Annotated in this window: 11 protein-coding genes; all 11 read right to left on the reverse strand. The window is 48.2% G+C overall.

Annotated features, from left to right (window positions below; genetic code table 11):
- Positions 1 to 492: 492 nt before the first annotated feature.
- The gene (tyrS, locus tag EIH22_RS00005) at positions 493 to 1755 is read right to left on the reverse strand and encodes a tyrosine--tRNA ligase (RefSeq protein ID WP_124054647.1); all 1263 of its coding nucleotides are present in this window, start codon (positions 1753 to 1755) and stop codon (positions 493 to 495) included.
- A 125-nt stretch (positions 1756 to 1880) separates the two neighbouring features.
- Positions 1881 to 3308 (reverse strand): argininosuccinate lyase, encoded by a 1428-nt coding sequence (gene argH, locus EIH22_RS00010; RefSeq protein ID WP_124053733.1) that lies wholly within the window; start codon positions 3306 to 3308, stop codon positions 1881 to 1883.
- 95 nt (positions 3309 to 3403) lie between these two features.
- Positions 3404 to 4156, reverse strand: a complete 753-nt coding sequence (locus EIH22_RS00015; protein ID WP_124053734.1) for a nitroreductase family protein — start codon at positions 4154 to 4156, stop codon at positions 3404 to 3406.
- Between the two features lie 63 nt (positions 4157 to 4219).
- On the reverse strand, positions 4220 to 5458 hold the full coding sequence (locus EIH22_RS00020) for an argininosuccinate synthase (RefSeq protein ID WP_124053735.1): 1239 nt from the start codon (positions 5456 to 5458) through the stop codon (positions 4220 to 4222).
- 67 nt (positions 5459 to 5525) lie between these two features.
- Entirely contained in the window at positions 5526 to 6029 is a 504-nt protein-coding gene (locus tag EIH22_RS00025; RefSeq protein WP_124053736.1) for an arginine repressor, read from the reverse strand.
- Complete coding sequence (locus EIH22_RS00030; protein ID WP_124053737.1) at positions 6022 to 7194, reverse strand: aminotransferase class III-fold pyridoxal phosphate-dependent enzyme; 1173 nt, start codon at positions 7192 to 7194, stop codon at positions 6022 to 6024. The genes EIH22_RS00025 and EIH22_RS00030 overlap by 8 nt, the downstream gene beginning before the upstream one ends.
- 222 nt (positions 7195 to 7416) lie before the next feature.
- Complete coding sequence (locus EIH22_RS00035; RefSeq protein ID WP_124053738.1) at positions 7417 to 8214, reverse strand: SDR family NAD(P)-dependent oxidoreductase; 798 nt, start codon at positions 8212 to 8214, stop codon at positions 7417 to 7419.
- A gap of 58 nt (positions 8215 to 8272) precedes the next feature.
- Positions 8273 to 9739, reverse strand: coding sequence for a glutamate synthase subunit beta (locus tag EIH22_RS00040; RefSeq protein ID WP_124053739.1), 1467 nt, complete (start codon positions 9737 to 9739; stop codon positions 8273 to 8275).
- Positions 9732 to 14252 carry a glutamate synthase large subunit gene (gltB, locus tag EIH22_RS00045; RefSeq protein ID WP_124053740.1) on the reverse strand — a complete coding sequence of 1507 codons (4521 nt, stop codon included), beginning with the start codon at positions 14250 to 14252 and terminating at the stop codon, positions 9732 to 9734. The genes EIH22_RS00040 and gltB overlap by 8 nt, the downstream gene beginning before the upstream one ends.
- Before the next feature lie 220 nt (positions 14253 to 14472).
- The gene (pheT, locus tag EIH22_RS00050; protein WP_124053741.1) at positions 14473 to 17076 is read right to left on the reverse strand and encodes a phenylalanine--tRNA ligase subunit beta; all 2604 of its coding nucleotides are present in this window, start codon (positions 17074 to 17076) and stop codon (positions 14473 to 14475) included.
- Positions 17076 to 18164: a phenylalanine--tRNA ligase subunit alpha gene (gene pheS, locus EIH22_RS00055; protein ID WP_124053742.1), complete on the reverse strand. Its 1089-nt coding sequence runs from the start codon at positions 18162 to 18164 to the stop codon at positions 17076 to 17078. Before pheS ends, pheT begins: the two co-directional genes overlap by 1 nt.
- Positions 18165 to 18257: the final 93 nt, after the last annotated feature.

An 18257-nucleotide genomic window follows, 5' to 3' on the forward strand; every position in this document is an offset into this window, starting at 1 on the left:
ACCAACACCCCACCCAACCACAAAAGGCCAGACAGAACATCAACCAACAAAAAACATCATAAAAAGCTGACACACTATTGAGATCCCAAACAACACACCCACACCCAACAAACAACCCACAAAACAAAAGCCGAAAGCTGAAGAGGTAAGCCCAATTTAAGGCTTGGCACCGAGTTTGTCAAGACCAGAAGACTTGAACCAGAGGCATTTCAGATACGAACACACGATGCAAAATCTTTGAGAATTTTGACTTTCGAAAAATTCAGTTCCATGCCCGCCGCTCGGCGACATATAGAACTTTACAAACTTTTCCTTAGTAGCTCAAACCAGAATCCGGTGTCCCTACTCACAGCGGGGGTTTCGCCTTTATTTTGGCGAAACCCCCGCTACTCGATGGAAGATCACATTAATCTAATTTGACCGTTTAAGGTAGCGTCCGATAGGCCGATACCTGACCACCGCCACAAGTGTTCTATTACCGTCTATCCGCCCTTATTTATCAATATGAAGAACACTAAGGTTCTTCCTACCCTTACGAAGAAGTACAACGTTGCCGGCCAATAGATCACCCAGTTCTACGATTCGTTCTTCATTGTCAATCTTTACATTATTAATGTAAACACCGCCAGAAGCAATGGTCCGACGCGCAGCGCTCTTTCCCTTTTCAAGACCCAGCTCAACTAATAGATCAGTAATCACAGTGCCGATCCGAGTACTAACCGAAGGAAGCTCTGCTACCGCGTCTTGCAAAGTGCGTTCATCGAGCACCACAGGGTCTGCTTGCCCAAAAAGCACCAGCGATGCTTGCTTTACGCGTTCGGTAGCTTCGGCACCATGAACCCAGGTCGTGACGTCTTCAGCCAAAGTCTTCTGTGCTTCACGAGCAAATGGACGTTCAACAAGAGCTTTTTCAAGCTCTGCGATTTCTTCTCTACTACGGAAAGTAAAGACTTTCAGCATCGTAATTACATCATCGTCGGCTGTATTCAACCAGAACTGATAGAACTTGTAAGGGCTAAGCATTTCTGGGTTAAGCCACACTGCCCCTCCCTCAGTCTTTCCAAACTTAGTGCCATCACTTTTAGTAATAAGCGGATTCGTCAAAACATGAACCGAAGCACCTTCTACCTTGTGAATAAGGTCCATTCCACCTACCAGGTTGCCCCATTGGTCGTTGCCACCAACTTCGAGCGTACAACCGTACCGACGGTAGAGTTCCAAGTAATCATTAGCTTGTAGAATTTGGTACGAAAATTCCGTGTAGGAAATTCCCTCTTCTGAATTAAGACGACGAGACACAATATCCTTTGAAAGCATTGTTCCCATACGGAAATGCTTACCTAGGTCACGCAAGAAGTCGATTGCCGACATTTCCTCGGTCCAGTCAAAGTTATTCACGGTACGTGCCGCGTTTTCTCCCTCAAAATCCAGCAAAGATTCGAGTTGCCCACGCAGAGAATCAACCCATTGTGCAACGGTTTCACGCTCATTCAAGGTACGCTCGCCTTTTGCACGAGGATCGCCAACCAGTCCAGTCGCTCCACCAACCAAAACCAGAGGCTTATGACCGGCCATTTGTAAGTGGCGCATTACTTTAACTGCAACAAGGTGCCCGTGATGCAAAGATGGTCCCGTTGGATCGAAACCACAATAGAAAGTTACAGGTCCAGAGTTAAGCGCCTCCGACAGCGCATCAATATCCGTATGCTGAGCAATTAGCCCACGCCAACGAAGCTCTTCAAGAACATCCGTCACTTTGAACCCTTTCATTATTGTTTTTCTTTCCAAAGGCTATTTTGCCTCACACCTAGTAAGAACACGAATTCCGTCCGTCCCTTCGCACAAGGAACAAGGAACAAGGAACACGATTGCTTAAATCCCTATTTTGATTCAAGAACCGACGACGACGTAAAGGCCCGCATCTTTGATACCTCGGTTTGCGCCGCGATCCGTTGTTCTCTAACTCGTTGAGGTGCAGTGCCACCCTGTCCGTTGCGGGCAGCAACCGAACCTTGTGCTGAAAGCACCGTTCGCACATCTGAATGTAGGCGACTATCAATCGTTAGCAAATCGTCGTCGGAAAGATCCCAAAGTTCAATACCGCGACGTTCGCATTCAGATACGCACGCACCCGAGATCTCGTGCGCTTGACGGAAAGGAACGCCTTCTTTAACCAGCCATTCCGCAATATCAGTCGCAAGGGAAAAGCCTTGTGGAGCAAGTTCTTCCATCCGCTCATAGTTCAAAACCATTGTTTGGATCATGCCAGAAACCGCAGGAAGAAGAACATTCAAGGTATCGATTTGATCGAAAACAGGTTCCTTGTCCTCCTGCAGGTCACGATCATATGCCAAGGGCAGAGCTTTAAGCATCGCCATCAAACCCGTGAGGTCTCCAATCAAACGCCCAGCTTTTCCACGAGCAAGTTCAGCCACATCTGGATTCTTCTTTTGCGGCATGATCGACGATCCAGTCGAATAGGCATCGTCGAGGCGAACAAACGAAAATTCTTTCGTGTTCCAAATGATGATTTCTTCGCTGATTCGAGAAAGATCAACGCCAATCTGCGCCATGACAAATGCAAACTCGGCAATCAGATCGCGGGAGGCTGTGCCATCAATTGAATTCCACACAGAAGAGTCGAAGCCGAGATCTTGTGCAACCTGCTGAGGATCGAGTCCCAACGTGTTACCTGCCAAAGCACCCGAACCATATGGGCTAATACGCATTCTTTGATCAAGATCAACCAAACGCTGCACATCTCGCAACATTGGCCAAACATGAGCAAGGAGCTGGTGGGCTACCAAGATAGGTTGCGCATGTTGCATATGAGTTCGACCCGGCATGATCGTTTCTCCAGAGCGCGTCGCCTGATCGATTAGGGCGTCGACGACGTCAAGCAACTTTCCACCGATGTTACGACTCTGATCGCGTAAGTACATTCGAATAAGAGTTGCAATCTGATCGTTTCGTGAACGACCCGCCCGAAGCTTGCCACCCAGTTGAGCTCCAGCAAGATCTAGCAAACCTCGTTCAAGTGCAGTGTGCACATCTTCGTCGTCTGGAGCAGGGAAAAACTTTCCCGTAGCGACATCGTGATCCAAACGATCTAAGGCTTCTAACATACCTTCAAGCTCGGCGTCGTCAAGTAAATTTGCTCCGTGAAGTGCGCGCGCATGGGCACGGGATCCTGCGATATCATACCGTGCCAGCCTCCAGTCGAAGTGTGTTGATCGCGAGAGTTCTGTCAAAGCATCGGCAGGAGCACCCGAAAAGCGTCCACCCCAAAGAGCGATATGCTCGGTCATTATTTTTTCTTTCTCTTTTATACCGGTTCGTTTAAGATGCGCAGGTCTGAATGAAGAAGACGAAAGGCAACGGAAAGATATTTCATACCTTCCTTTCACAGATCTTTGCTACCAAATCCTTGGGCAGCAACATCTTTAAGTACCTCAGCGCGACGTGGACGTGCGATTGTTAGAAAACGTGAAACTTGATCGGTAAATGAATCAACTCGGCGATTAGCATCGCGTAAGTCGTAGTAAGTCTGCATTTCATCATCATAGGTTGAGAGTGATTCGATCCAAGACGGATGATGCGAATATCCGTTCTCCATAAATCGAAACTCACTCGCCATACGCGGTTTCAATTGGGGCTTTTGATTAGGGAATCCAAAAGTCAAGCCGAGCACCGGGAAAGTGAATTTAGGCAGATCAAGCAAACCAATTACTTCTTTAGGATTATTCAAAACATTTCCAAGAAAATTTGTGCCAAGACCAACTGATTCAGCTGCATTTACAACATTTTGAGCCATCAGGCATGCGTCGGTGAAGGCTTCAATAAAAACGTCCATCGTACCTGCATTTGCAGTATCAATTCCGCGTTCGTTGAGAATTTGAATGTTCCTGTAAACATCAACGATAAAAAGCCAATATTCCGGCGCCCGAGCCACATATTCTTGTTCACCAATTCGTGCCAATTCAGACCTCATCGACTTATCTGTGACTCTAATAACCGATGCTTGTTGAAGCCCCCGAGAAGTCGCAGTACGAATGGCAACTTCCTTGAGATAATCAAGAGTTTCAAAAGGTACCGGTTCGTCAGTGAACTCTCGAATCGTTCGATGATCTAACTGTTTAAAAACTACTTCATTCACGGTTCGATTCTTTCACGAATTGGGCGAACATACTTGTTACGTTCGCCCAATTCGACATCACTATTAGGAAAGGTTTAGCTTTGGCATGGCCTCGCCCTTGCCAAATTTAACATCACGAGCAGCCGCCAATTTAGACGTTAGACCCGTGATTTCAATGAAGCCCTTGGCGTAGCTCTGATCAAAAGAATCACCTTCGTCGTAAGTTGCCAAGTTGAAATCGTAAAGTGCAGTTTCAGACTTTCGGCCAGTTACCACCGCTCGTCCGCCGTGAAGAACCATCCGGATATCTCCCGAAACGTATTCTTGGGTGTCACGGATAAATGCATCAAGTGATCGCTTGAGTGGAGAGAACCACTGGCCTTCGTACACGAGCTCAGACCAGCGAAGTGCTACACGCTGCTTGTAACGAGCCTGTTCACGATCCATTGTGACACGCTCAAGTTCTTTGTGGGCTTGGATCAAAGCCATTGCGCCGGGAGCTTCGTAAATTTCACGCGACTTGATTCCGACCATACGGTCTTCAACAATATCGATACGTCCAATACCCTGTGCACCTGCACGTCGGTTCATCTCGACAATCGCTTCGAGCGGAGTAACCGGTGTGCCATCGATCGCAACCGGAATTCCTTTTTCGAAAGAGATCACTACTTCGTCTGGAAGTGGCGGGTAGGTTGGATCATCCGTGTAGTTGTAGACATCCTTGGTTGGCGCATTCCACAGATCTTCGAGGAAGCCGGTTTCCACCGCACGACCCCATACATTTTGATCAATTGAGAACGGATTGTGGTGCGTTGTTTCAATTGGAAGGTTGTGCTTATTTGCGTAATTTATTGCGAATTCGCGGGTCAACGCCAGATCACGAACTGGAGAAAGGCACGAAACGTCCGGAGCTAAAGAAGTAATTCCATTTTCAAAACGAACCTGATCATTACCCTTACCTGTACAACCGTGGGCAACGACGTTCGCATCAAACTGACGGGCAGCAGTTACGAGGTGCTTAACGATCAGTGGTCGTGACAGTGCCGAAACCAGTGGATATGAATCCATGTAGAGACCATTGGCTTGAAGATCAAGCATACAGTAGTCTTCAGCAAACTCATCCTTGGCATCTGCGATGTATGCTTCAACTGCTCCACAATCGAGAGCGCGCTGGCGAATTGCCTCGAGATCTTCTCCACCTTGGCCACAGTCAACAGAGACCGTAACAACTTCAGCACCGGTTTGTTCGGCAATCCAACCAATTGCAACCGAGGTATCTAAGCCTCCGGAATACGCTAGAACTACACGATCTTTTTCAGACATTCTCTCTCCTTTGGATCCCGTTGAAGGGAACATTTAAATCTAATTTCTCGGTTGTTGTAGAAAGGTCTTATTCACTTCGGGAATTGCGAGCTAAATTCATAATTTCGCTAACGAAATGCTGGGCATGCTGTTCCGAGGTCGTAACAACAAGCACGGTGTCATCTCCAGCAATACATCCCAACACACCGTCAAAAACAGCGCGGTCGATTGCAGATGCCAGTAACTGAGCTGCTCCAGGCGGAGTGCGTACAATAACTTGGTTAAGAACTGCCTGCGAACTTGTGACGATTTCTCGCGCCCACCGCTCAAGTTGCGCGCGTGCACCAAAATCAGAGTCCGCTAATTCAACGATGTCCGGGATTCGATATACACGTTTGCCATCAGCTGAGTACTCTTTGAATGCATGGAGCTCTTCGAGATCGCGCGAAAGTGTAGCTTGAGTTACGCTAATCCCCTCTTTGATTAAAAAATCGCGAAGTTCTCCTTGAGATGCAATACTATGTCTTTCCACGATCGAAACAATCTTCGCATGCCTTGCAGTGCGAGTACTGGGAATGTTGATGTTAACCAATTTGTTCCACTAGTCCTTCCATCTCATGAAGAAATTCTTGTACGTCCGCTATCGCTATATTTAGCGGTGGTAATAACTTAATTACTGTGTTCGATGCTGCATTTACGACGAAACCACGATCGAATAAAACCTTTTGAAAAACTTCAGCGTTAGCAACTGAGATACCCAAGAGCAGGCCGTTGCCGAATACGTCATATCCCAAATCTTGAAAGGATTCTTTTAAATAACTTCCCAGTTCATCGATATTCGGAAGCAATAACCGAATTTCCTCTAGAACTACACTAGCGATGCCGAAGTTCATCGGATTGCCAGCAGGAACCATAGCGGAAAGGCGATCCGAATCTTGCATGGCACGGCGTGAAAGAAGAAGAGTTGCTCCCAACGGAGTGCCTCCGCCGAGTCCACGCCCAACTGTAATCACATCCGCTTTTACATGGGAAACATGAACGAACCAATCCCCTGTACGCCCCAAGCCAAGCTGGGTTTCGTCAAGGATTAGCAACGCATTGAAACGCTCACATAATGCGCTTGAACGCCTAAAAATTTCCTCATCGAGGATACCATTATGACACCAGCTAAATGGATCGAGGATAACTGCCGCAGTATCTTCGTCGACGACTTGCTCAAGTAGTTCAACGCTAGGTTTTATCGAGATAATCTTGGTAGAATCGCCAAAACTTGACCCATTTTCATGAGATTTTAAACTAGCTTCCTCAAAGGTAACTACTGGTGCTACCACTCCATAGAGTTCTCTATCGGAATATACAGGAGAAACCGTAACGATATTTCCCTGCGGCTTAAATTGCAGTGCGATCTCTAACGCTGCACGATTAGCCTCGTGCCCTGATCGAGTAAAACGTACTCGAGCACTTGCACCAACATATCCTGATTCAGTTAAACAGGCTTGAAGATCACTGGCCAGTGAAATCTGCGAATGTGACGTGACAGTTTGCGGAGTTTCGAATAGCATGTCTGCATTATTTTTAACGTATTCTGAGATCCTTTTATGGCGATATCCTAAGAGATTCGCTCCAAAACCAGACGTCAAATCAAGGAAGCTACGATCTTCGCAATCTCGCACATGGGCACCATTTGCATCTTCAATCAATAACTGAGGCGAGCAGGAAGGTTGCCACAGAGCATGTTCAAATTTCCTTTTCCACATGACCCACAACTCCTTCCCTGGTCAAAGTGGCCTTTTATTCACAAGTCCACCAATGACCTATATTCCTATACCTGTCAAGTTCGAAGAGGTTAAGGCTTCCACTATCCACATTCAGACAAGGCGAAAGCTACTATCCTTTCTAGGCATAAGTATACCTAAAGACGAATTAACTTGCACAAATGTTCCAGTGTGATGAGACACGTTCTTTTTAAGAAATTTCATTCATTTTGCCCATGGCGAGAGTCGCAATTTGCACTCATTTTGGTCTACACCTCGCTCTGAACGCTGCATGAGATCAGGGAGAGTATCGACTCCAACCCTAAGTTGAGTACCCGATAATCCATCAAGTTTGCCTAAAGCGATTGCCTCAATAATCTGAGAGATTTCAGTTGGCGAATTCCATCGTGTACGCCCCTCATGCATGATCATACGTTTGGTGAAATCTGTTTTTACTACTCCAGGGGCAACTTCAAAAACTTTAAGACCATAGTCACGTCCCGCTTCGTGGAGGCAACCGCCTAGGCGCATCAGCGCAGTTTTTGATACAAAATACGAAGAATAAAGCGGATCGTCCAAAACCGCAGCACCCGAAGAAGTATCTATGATTCTCCCTCCGCCGCGTGTAAGCATCAACGGAATCAATTCCCTATCAATGATAAACGGTGCGCGAACGTTCACTAGCTGAGTTTCCCACCACTCGTCTATCTCAGCCTCCCATGGAAAACATTCGGGACCGAGGATGCCAGCGTTATTGACCACCATATCTATGGCAAAGCCATGATTTTTAATTTCCTTGAGAAAACCACTGAGCGATTCAACCGAAGCTAGATCGACGCTGTAAGTGTAAACCTCCGCACCCTTTTCGCACACCTGTGCGGCAACATCTTCTAAATCTTCTTTTCGACGAGAGACAAGGTGAAGTGTTACATCTGGTCGCGCCAGCTGAGTTGCAATCGCTACCCCGATTCCACGAGATGCGCCCGTTATAAGGATGGAAGAAGATGGAGGAAGAACCGACATAAACGTTCACTTTCTAGAGAAACGATCGAACTTCCTCCATCTTATTAGTTCCTCGAATTTACAGCATCAGTTGCCGCAACTGCGGAGACACCGATCGTGGGAGCTTTGAAGTTCCGCTCAAGAAAGCGTCGACACCTCGAGCACATGAGCGACCTTCTGCGATAGCCCAAACAATCAAGGATTGCCCTCTGCCTGCGTCACCACACGCAAAAACTCCCGTAACGTTCGTCGAATAGTCCTCGTTTCGAGTGATGTTCCCACGATCATCAAGTTCAAGACCAAGTTCATCAATGATTCCTGCACGCTCTGGACCAACAAATCCCATCGCGAAAAGAACCAACTCAGCTGGGATATGTCGCTCGGTTCCTTCTTTCGCCAAGAATTTTCCGTTTACGAACTCCACCTCAACGACGTCAAGGCCCGACACCGCTCCAGTACCGTCGTCGGTAAACGCAACCGTGTTGACGGCATAAACGCGATCACCACCTTCTTCGTGCGCGGAGGCAACCTTAAACGTCATCGGATAGGTTGGCCATGGCTGATGCGCAGGCCGCTCATCGCCAGGACGTGCCATAATCTCGAGCTGAGTAACGGATTTTGCCCCCTGGCGAATTGCAGTTCCAAGGCAATCAGCTCCGGTATCGCCACCTCCAATAATCACCACATTCTTGTTTTTCGCTGTAATTTGATTAGGTACATCTTTACCTAATGCAGCACGATTAGCCTGTGGCAAGTATTCCATCGCTTGATGGATTCCTTTGAGATCCACCCCTGGAACCGTTATTCCTCGCGGTATGGTAGACCCAGTTGCAACAACAATGGCTTCATACATCTCTTGTAGCTCTGAGATCAGAATATCTACACCGATTTCGACGCCGGTTTTAAACTGAGTACCTTCCAAAACCATTTGTTTAAGACGACGGTCCAGAACTGATTTTTCAAGTTTAAATTCTGGAATACCGTAGCGTAGCAATCCGCCTACTTGGTCAGCACGTTCATAGACAACAACCGTGTGACCCGCCCGCGTCAATTGCTGAGCAGCCGCTAGTCCAGCAGGTCCAGACCCGATAACAGCCACGGTTTTGGACGTGTGCCATTCAGGTTGCTGTGGGATCACGCGAAGATCGTCCCATGCCTTATCGATAATCGATACTTCAACATTCTTGATCGTCACAGGGTCACGACTAATCCCAACCACACATGCAGTTTCGCATGGCGCAGGGCAAAGTCTCCCTGTGAATTCTGGGAAGTTGTTGGTGGCATGTAATCGTTCCAATGCTTCTTGCCATTTATCGCGCCAAACCAGATCATTCCATTCTGGAATCAGATTACCGAGCGGGCATCCATTATTACAGAACGGAATACCACAATCCATGCAACGCCCAGCTTGTTCACTGATAATCGGAAGGCAAGCTCGTCCAACCGTCCCTGGATAAACTTCTTTCCAGTCGTTAACGCGTTCGCTAATTGGTCGACGCTCAGGAACTTGACGCGCCGTCGTAATAAAACCACGAGGATCAGCCACGGGCCACCTCCATCATCAATTCGGTTGTTTCTTCTTCAGAGAGATTTCGTAGCTGAGCATCCTGAGCAACTGCCATTACCTTGGCATAAATGCGAGGCAAAATCTTCTTGAATCGAGAGCTCAGTTTTTCATCATTTTGGGCTAAGAGGCCCTGCGCCAAATCTGAGCCAGTTTCATCAGCGTGTGCAGTAAGCAGTTCGCGAATCCTCTGAATATCAATATGGTCAGGATCAACGACGTCTACTAGTTCGCCATTCACAAGAGACTCATCGAGATCTAAGATCCAAGCAACACCACCACTCATGCCCGCGGCAAAGTTACGTCCGATTTCACCGAGAATAAGCACTTCTCCTCCGGTCATGTATTCACAACCGTGGTCACCAACACCTTCGACGACGGCGGTGGCACCTGAGTTACGTACGCAGAAGCGTTCTCCAACAGTTCCGCGCAAAAAGAGCTGACCAGAAGTGGCACCGTAGCCAATAACGTTACCCGCAATAATTTCACGCTGTGGGTCAAATACCACGCCTTCAGGAGGGGCGATGATAATACGTCCACCAGACAGGCCCTTACCAACATAATCGTTAGAATCACCAATGAGGCGCAGGGTAACTCCACGTGGCAAGAATGCACCGAAGCTTTGGCCGCCAGTACCCTTCAAAGTGAATTCGATCGTGCCGTCAGGCAATCCTTTACCGTCGGTTACAAGTGTGACTGCGTTTCCGAGTTGGGTTCCAACCGTACGATGCACGTTGCGAACCTCAACAGTTTCTTTCACAACTTGACCATTCCGAAGTGCAGGTTGTGCAAGCTCAATGAGTTCACGATCAAGAGCTTCCGAAAGCCCATGGTCTTGGGTAGTCACACAGTGCCTAGACTCACCTTGAGCAATTTCCACGGGCTCAAGGATTCGAGAAAGGTCAATTCCATGAGTCTTCCAATGTCCCACCGCGACGTCAGTACGAAGGAGGTCAACTCTTCCCACAGCCTCGTCGATACTGCGCAAGCCTAGGCTTGCGAGCAATTCACGAACTTCTTGGGCAATAAAGTGGAAATAATTAACGATATGGTCGGGATCTCCAGTGAACTTCTTACGAAGCTCAGGATTTTGAGTAGCGATTCCCACTGGGCAGGTATCCTTGTGGCAAACCCTCATCATTACACAACCGCTAACGACGAGTGGCGCAGTTGCAAAGCCAAATTCTTCAGCGCCCAGCAAGGTAGCAATCATGACGTCACGACCGGTTTTCATCTGCCCATCAGCCTGAACAACGATGCGGTCACGCATACCATTGATCAATAGCGTTTGCTGAGTTTCAGCCAAGCCAAGCTCCCACGGAGCACCTGCGTGCTTAACGGATGTTAACGGTGCAGCTCCGGTGCCGCCATCATGACCTGAAATAAGCACAACATCTGCCTTGGCCTTTGAAACACCGGTTGCAATTGTTCCCACACCAACTTCAGACACAAGCTTCACATGCACACGTGCCCGTGGATTAGCGGATTTCAAATCATGGATTAGTTGCTTGAGATCCTCAATCGAATAAATGTCGTGATGAGGAGGAGGCGAAATAAGTCCAACCCCCGTAGTTGAATGGCGCGTTTTTGCGACCCACGGATAAACCTTCGGCCCTGGGAGTTGACCTCCTTCACCGGGTTTTGCACCTTGTGCCATCTTAATCTGGATATCGTCAGCATAAGTCAAATACTCGGAAGTAACACCAAATCGTCCCGACGCAACTTGCTTAATCGCAGATCGACGAGCTGGGTCATGTAGTCGCTCAGAGTCTTCGCCACCTTCACCAGTATTCGATTTTCCTCCTAGCCTGTTCATTGCGATAGCAAGAGTTTGGTGTGCTTCTTTCGATATAGATCCATAGCTCATTGCACCAGTAGAGAAGCGCTTAACAATAGATTCAATTGGTTCGACTTCTTCAATATCGATTGCTTGCGTGTCACGGAATGTAAGCATCGAACGCAAAGTCATCACGCGGGTGGAGTTATTATTAACAAGTGCCGAATACTGCTTAAACTGCTGGTAGTCACCGTTACGAGTGGATTGCTGGAGTCTGAAGACGGCTTCAGGATCCAATAAATGATTCTCTTCTTCTCGGCGCCACTGGTATTCACCTCCCGTGCGAAGGTCTCTGTGTGCCAACGGAATTCCGTCTGCTGGATAGGCCACAAGATGGCGCATATGAACTTCACGCGCAATTTCATCTAGGGACACTCCCCCAATTCGTGAAGCTGTACCGGAGAAGTACTTATCAACAACGGAACTATCCAAACCAATTGCTTCGAAGAGCTGTGCGCCTGTGTATGATGCAACGGTTGATACACCCATCTTGCTCATAATCTTCAAAACGCCTTTGGCAAGCGCCTTCGCGATATTTGAGATCGCCTTTTCAGGAGACACATTTACGTATAGTTCACGGCGTGCTAGATCTTCAGCAGTTTCAAACACCAAATACGGGTTAACGGCAGCAGCACCGTAAGCAAGCAAAAGAGCAACATGATGTACTTCACGGATGTCTCCAGCTTCGACCACCAATCCCACCTGAGTGCGTGTCTTTTCACGCACCAAGTGGTGATGAATTGCCGAAGTTAGCAAAAGAGAAGGAATCGGCGCAAATTCCGCATTCGAATGGCGATCAGAGATCACAATGACTCGAGCTCCACCACGAATCGCAGCGGAAACTTCTTGGCAAATCTCATCGATCTTCGATTCAAGTGCACGCCTGCCGTTAGCAACTCTGTAAACGCCTTTGACGACGTAGGAAGATATCCCAGAAACATGTCCCTCCCGCAAACGAACAATCTTCGCTAACTGTTCCGAATCCAAAATTGGATTACGCATAACAATTTGACGCGCAGATTCCGGCGTCGGTGTTAACAAATTACGTTCGGCACCGATCTTGGTGGTTAGTGAGGTTACAAGCTCTTCACGAATTGCGTCCAAAGGAGGATTGGTGACCTGTGCAAAGATCTGCGTGAAATAATCGAAAATCATCCTTGGGCGTTCAGAAAGAACCGCAATCGGAGTGTCGGTTCCCATTGACCCAACTGCTTCTACACCGGAATTTGCCATCGGCGTGATGATTAGTCGCAATTCTTCTTCGGTATAACCAAACACCTGCTGACGACGAGTTACAGATGAGTGTGAATGAACAATATGCGCTCGGGAAGGCAACTTATCTAATTCGATTTTATTCTTCTCAAGCCATTTTCCATACGGATGTTCGCTCGCTAGTGCATTCTTAACGTCGTCATCAGAAAGAATCTTATGAGCGTCAAGATCAACAAGGAACATACGCCCAGGTTGCAAACGCCCCTTCTGCACGATCGTGGATTGATCAATATCCAAAACTCCAGCTTCGGACGCGAAAACTACTAAGCCATCAGAAGTTACCCAATAACGCCCCGGACGAAGTCCGTTACGATCAAGGGTTCCTCCAATAATCGAACCATCGGTAAATGTAATAGACGCCGGTCCATCCCACGGCTCCATGATTAGAGAATGGTATTCGTAGAAATCACGACGGCGTTCGTCCATGTCGCGATTACCTTCCCAAGCTTCAGGGACCATCATCATTACCGCGTGAGGTAGCGAGCGTCCCCCAAGATGAAGGAGCTCGAGTACTTCGTCAAATGAGGCTGAATCAGAACCACCAGGAGTACAAACAGGGAAGAGTTTTTCTAAGTTACCCGGGAACTTATCCGAGGTAAGCATCGCCTCACGAGCGCGCATCCAGTTGCGGTTGCCCATGACAGTATTAATTTCACCGTTGTGAGCGATAAGGCGGAACGGATGTGCTAGGTCCCATGAAGGGAAAGTGTTCGTAGAGAAACGTGAGTGAACTAATGCAAGAGCTGAAGCCATCTTGGGATGATGAAGTTCCGGAAAGACTTCTTCAAGCTGGCTGGTCGTCAGCATACCTTTATAGACCACTGTACGCGAAGAAAGGGAAGCAAAATACACATCGAGCTCGTTTTGAATCCGCTTTCTTAAAACAAATGTGAAGCGATCAAGAGCGATCCCACTTTGAGAATTACGTCCCGCTACAAAGAGAAATTCAAAATGAGGCATCGCCCCTAGTGAGATAGACGAAAGAGTTTCAGTTTTAACGTCAATTTCTTGCCAGCCAAGGAATTCCAAATCAGTTTCTTCAATGAGCTCAAGAATCCGCTCTTTCACCTGTGCGCGTTCAGCTTCATCGATAGGAAGAAAAGCCATACCAGCAGCATATTCACCCTGTTCAGGAAGCGTGAAGCCTACGGTCGAGCGGAAGTAATCATCTGGAATTTGAAGGAGAATTCCTGCACCGTCACCGGCTGCTTCGTCAGCTCCGGTAGCTCCACGATGATCGAGATTGCGAAGTGCTTCGAGAGCGTTTTCAACGATATCGTGGCGAGGTTTACCGTCAAGGTGGGCAACGAATGCAACTCCACATGCGTCATGTTCAAAATTCGATTGATAAAGACCCACGTGATCACGATGAGCAAAAACGGTCATTGTGGCCTCCCCTTACTTTATTGGATGGTCTTAAAGAAAAAATAATTTGTTTTTCTACGATTAAGTAAAAACGTCTCATGATTTGGTCATAATTTCGTAAAGATACTATTTCGTAACTATTTAAATTTCCTATTTTAAAGAATGTGTGTTGTGAAAGAACAAGCTGAGGTGGAGATGAATAGAGCGTATTCATCTCCACCTCAGCTTGATTAGTCCAGCCTTAACTACGCAGTTCCGCGCCAAATGCCTTGCGGAGTTGCTTCACAACCCGATTTCGCACAGAGGCTGTTTCTTCTGCCGTCAAGGTATGATCGATTCCTCGGAGTCGAAGTGCAAATGCGAGTGACTTCTTCTCAGCGTCAATTTGTTCACCGCGATAGATATCGAACAAGCGAACATCTTCGAGAATTTCACCCCCAGCTTTACGGATCACTGCTTCAACGTCTCCAGAAGAAACCGAATCATCAACAACGATTGCGATATCTTCTTTCGCCATCGGGAAGGTCGAAATTGCATCGACTTGAATCGGAGAGCTTCCGCGAATTTCGAAGATCTGGTCCATATCGACTTCAAATGCAATCGTGCGTTTTGGTAGATCGAATTCCTTACATACCTTTGGTGCCAATTCACCAGCGTATCCGATGATTTTGTTATCAACGAAGAATTCTGCACAACGACCAGGATGGAATGGCGCATAAGCTGAGTTGCGTACCCCAAGCTCAAGCCCCAATGTGATGCCAAGGATTTTTACTGCCTCAAGTGCATCGCGCCAATCCCAAGAAAGGGCAGGAAGACCCGCAGCGGTTTCCGTCGCCTGCGGTGTGGCAACACCGCCAATATGACGTGGCTGAGGAGGGATTGCTCCATGTAGAACATCAAGATCAGCCTGCAGTGGACGCTTTCCAACACCAGGATTCGCCGCCGGTCTGATTCCAGCAGGACGAGTCACAACACCGGTTTCGAAAATCGAAACTGTGGAGTTACCTCGAGCAACATTAAGTTGCGCAGTTTCAAGTAACGAATCCAAAATCGAAGTGCGCATATAAGGAGCCGACTCCTGAAGAGGATTCTTCAAGCGAATAGCGGTACGGCGAATATCGTCGTCTGAAATACCTTGCTTATCGAATACTCCCGCACTGATAAATGGATAACTCAAGACCTGAACCCAGCCTTGTTCGGCTAGCGCACGTGCAACATCGCGTGATTGACGTTGAGCCACGGTCAGGCCATGTCCCGCCAGTGAATAAGGAACGGTCGACGCGATCTCATCGAAACCGGTCAATCGTGCAATCTCTTCGACGAAGTGTGCCGGTCCTACCAAGTCCGGACGCCAAGTTGGTGGAATCACGGAAAGCTCTGCGCCGTCGTCCTTTGAAATCGATGTGATTTCTTCAACTTCGCAACCGATAGCTTCGAGCAACGCAATCTGCTTTTCTTTGCTTAGTTCAAGACCTGTGAGCCGAGCTGTTTCACGTGTATTAAAAGCAAGCGGAGCCTGTTGCAAAACTTCATTGAGTTCAAAGTTGGCCGGATCAACAATTCCTCCACCGAATTCCACCAAAAGATCGACTACCGCTTGAGCAGCTACCGGCGGAAGCTGGGGATCAACGCCGCGTTCGAAACGCTTCGATGCCTCAGATGGAAGGCGATGATTACGAGCCATTCGTGCAACTGAAACTGAATCAAAGTGCGCAGCTTCAATCAACACCGACGACGTAGAATCACTAATTTCGGTGTCAGCTCCGCCCATCGTTCCTGCTAAACCAATAACGCGGTCTCCGTGCGAAGATAAGGAATCAGCAATAACAAGGTCCTCTGCTCCAAGTTCCCTCGTTACTTCGTCAAGAGTGGTGAGTTTTTCTCCCAAACGTGCGCGTCGAACCACTAGAGGTGCTGAAACTTTGTCAAGGTCGTAGGCATGCAATGGCTGACCGAGATCAAGCATCACATAGTTGGTGGCATCAACAATGAGCGAAATCGGACGCATTCCTGCATCACGTAGCCGATCCTTCATCCACTTTGGTGATTCTGCCTTAGGATTTACGTTGCGAACAATCCGGGTTACAAACCGCGAACATCCAGGCACACCGTGAATAGGTGCATCATCATTTACTTCGACGACGAATCCATTGTTGTTTGCTTCGGGTACATTACTAGCCGCTTTCGATTCCACTGCGGGATCAGTGAATTTAGCACCGGTGGAATGCGAGTATTCACGAGCAACACCACGCATAGAGAAGCAGTATCCGCGGTCTGGAGTGACGTTGATTTCGAGTACCTCGCCACCGAGACCAAGATATCCCAATACGTCTTGTCCCACTTCGGGAATGCCCGCCTGCTGCGCTTCGTTGTCGTTGTGAGCCAAAACGATAATTCCGTCATGATCATCACCTAAACCGAGCTCACGCATCGAACAAATCATTCCGTCTGAGATATGCCCATAGGTTTTACGTGCAGCGATCTTGAAATCACCGGGAAGTACAGCGCCCGGCAGAGAAACTACCACGTAGTCCCCCGCAACGAAGTTATGGGCACCACAGATAATGCCACGCGACGGTAAGTCCGACGGCTCTTTTCCCTCGCCAGGAGCATCGTTATGGTCGCCAACGTCGACGCGACAGTAGTTAATGAGCTTTCCGTTGGATTGTTCGTTCTTTTCGAGCGTCAATACTTTACCGACGACGATCGGTCCAGAAACATCTGCAAGATGGATTGTTTCTTCTTCAAGTCCCACCTTGACCAAAGCGGCTGCAAGCTTTTCGGCGCTAAGATCTGCAGGAACTTCAACATGCTGGCGAAGCCAGTCTAATGGAATGCGTGGCATCAGTTTCCTCTTCCTGTTGTGCCGAACTGCAATGAGAATCGAATATCGCCTTCAACCATGTCACGCATGTCTGCAATACCGTGGCGCAACATAAGTGTGCGTTCAATGCCCATGCCAAAGGCAAAGCCCGTGTATTCTTCAGGATCAATACCAGCGTTTTTCAAGACCTCTGGGTTGACCATTCCGCAGCCACCCCATTCAATCCAACCTGGTCCACCCTTCTTCAATGGGAACCACAAGTCCATTTCTGCTGATGGTTCAGTGAATGGGAAGAACGATGGACGAAGTCGAGTCTTCGCTTCGGGACCGAACATCGCTTTAGCGAAATGGTCAAGCGTTCCTTTGAGATGTTCCATCGTCAGCCCCTTGTCCACCGCCAAACCTTCAATTTGATGGAAGACAGGCGTGTGGGTGGCATCTAATGCATCGGTACGATATACCTTGCCTGGACAGGCGATATAAACAGGCGCGCCGCGTGAAAGCAAGGTGTGTGATTGAACCGGTGATGTGTGAGTGCGTAGCACCAGCCCCGGTTGCTCAACCTGATCGGAGGCCGAGCCATCAGACGCAACTGTTTCGACGCCGTCGACGTAGAAAGTATCTTGCATCTGGCGTGCAGGATGATCAGGGCCGAAGTTAAGTGCATCAAAGTTAAACCACTCGTGTTCGATTTCAGGCCCTTCGACGATGTCCCACCCCATACCAATAAAGAAGTCGGAAACATCTTCAAGAAGAACATTGAGGGGGTGGCGCGCACCCTTTGGAGCGCGTCGGGTTGGAACGGTTACGTCAACCATTTCCTCCGCCAGCATGCGCTCTTCATTAAGAGCTTCGATACGAGCAGTCGCTAGATCAAGAGCCTGCTGGATTTCCTTACGCGCTGAGCCCATCAACCGGCCAGCTACTGGCTTTTGATCCTTTTCCAAGGACTTGATCTGCATATTTGCTTGTGTAATAGGCGCGCCGTCTCCCGAATGCGTCAAACGTGCCTCTTTAAGTTCTTCGAGGGTAGACGCAGATTCAAAAGCTGCGATCGCCGAGCTTACCGCCAGTGCGATTCCCGCCTCGTCTAATGGACTGAGATCCATGATTACCTTTCACATTAACGTGACATTTTCGGAGTAATAAATTAATCCATACCTGCACCATTCTACCGAGGAAGAGCCGATAGCGCGAAGTAC

This window comes from Arcanobacterium ihumii, assembly GCF_900604515.1.
In the GTDB taxonomy this organism is placed as follows: Bacteria; Actinomycetota; Actinomycetes; order Actinomycetales; family Actinomycetaceae; genus Arcanobacterium_A; species Arcanobacterium_A ihumii.

Bases quoted from the DNA above. Each gene is read 5' to 3' on its own strand.
- argH (WP_124053733.1), bottom strand. From the start codon at position 3,308: ATGACCGAGCATATCGCTCTTTGGGGTGGACGCTTTTCGGGTGCTCCT.
- EIH22_RS00020 (WP_124053735.1), bottom strand. From the start codon at position 5,458: ATGTCTGAAAAAGATCGTGTAGTTCTAGCGTATTCCGGAGGCTTAGAT.
- gltB (WP_124053740.1), bottom strand. From the start codon at position 14,252: ATGACCGTTTTTGCTCATCGTGATCACGTGGGTCTTTATCAATCGAAT.
- pheS (WP_124053742.1), bottom strand. From the start codon at position 18,164: ATGGATCTCAGTCCATTAGACGAGGCGGGAATCGCACTGGCGGTAAGC.
- EIH22_RS00035 (WP_124053738.1), bottom strand. From the start codon at position 8,214: ATGTCGGTTCTTCCTCCATCTTCTTCCATCCTTATAACGGGCGCATCT.
- pheT (WP_124053741.1), bottom strand. From the start codon at position 17,076: ATGCCACGCATTCCATTAGACTGGCTTCGCCAGCATGTTGAAGTTCCT.
- EIH22_RS00030 (WP_124053737.1), bottom strand. From the start codon at position 7,194: ATGTGGAAAAGGAAATTTGAACATGCTCTGTGGCAACCTTCCTGCTCG.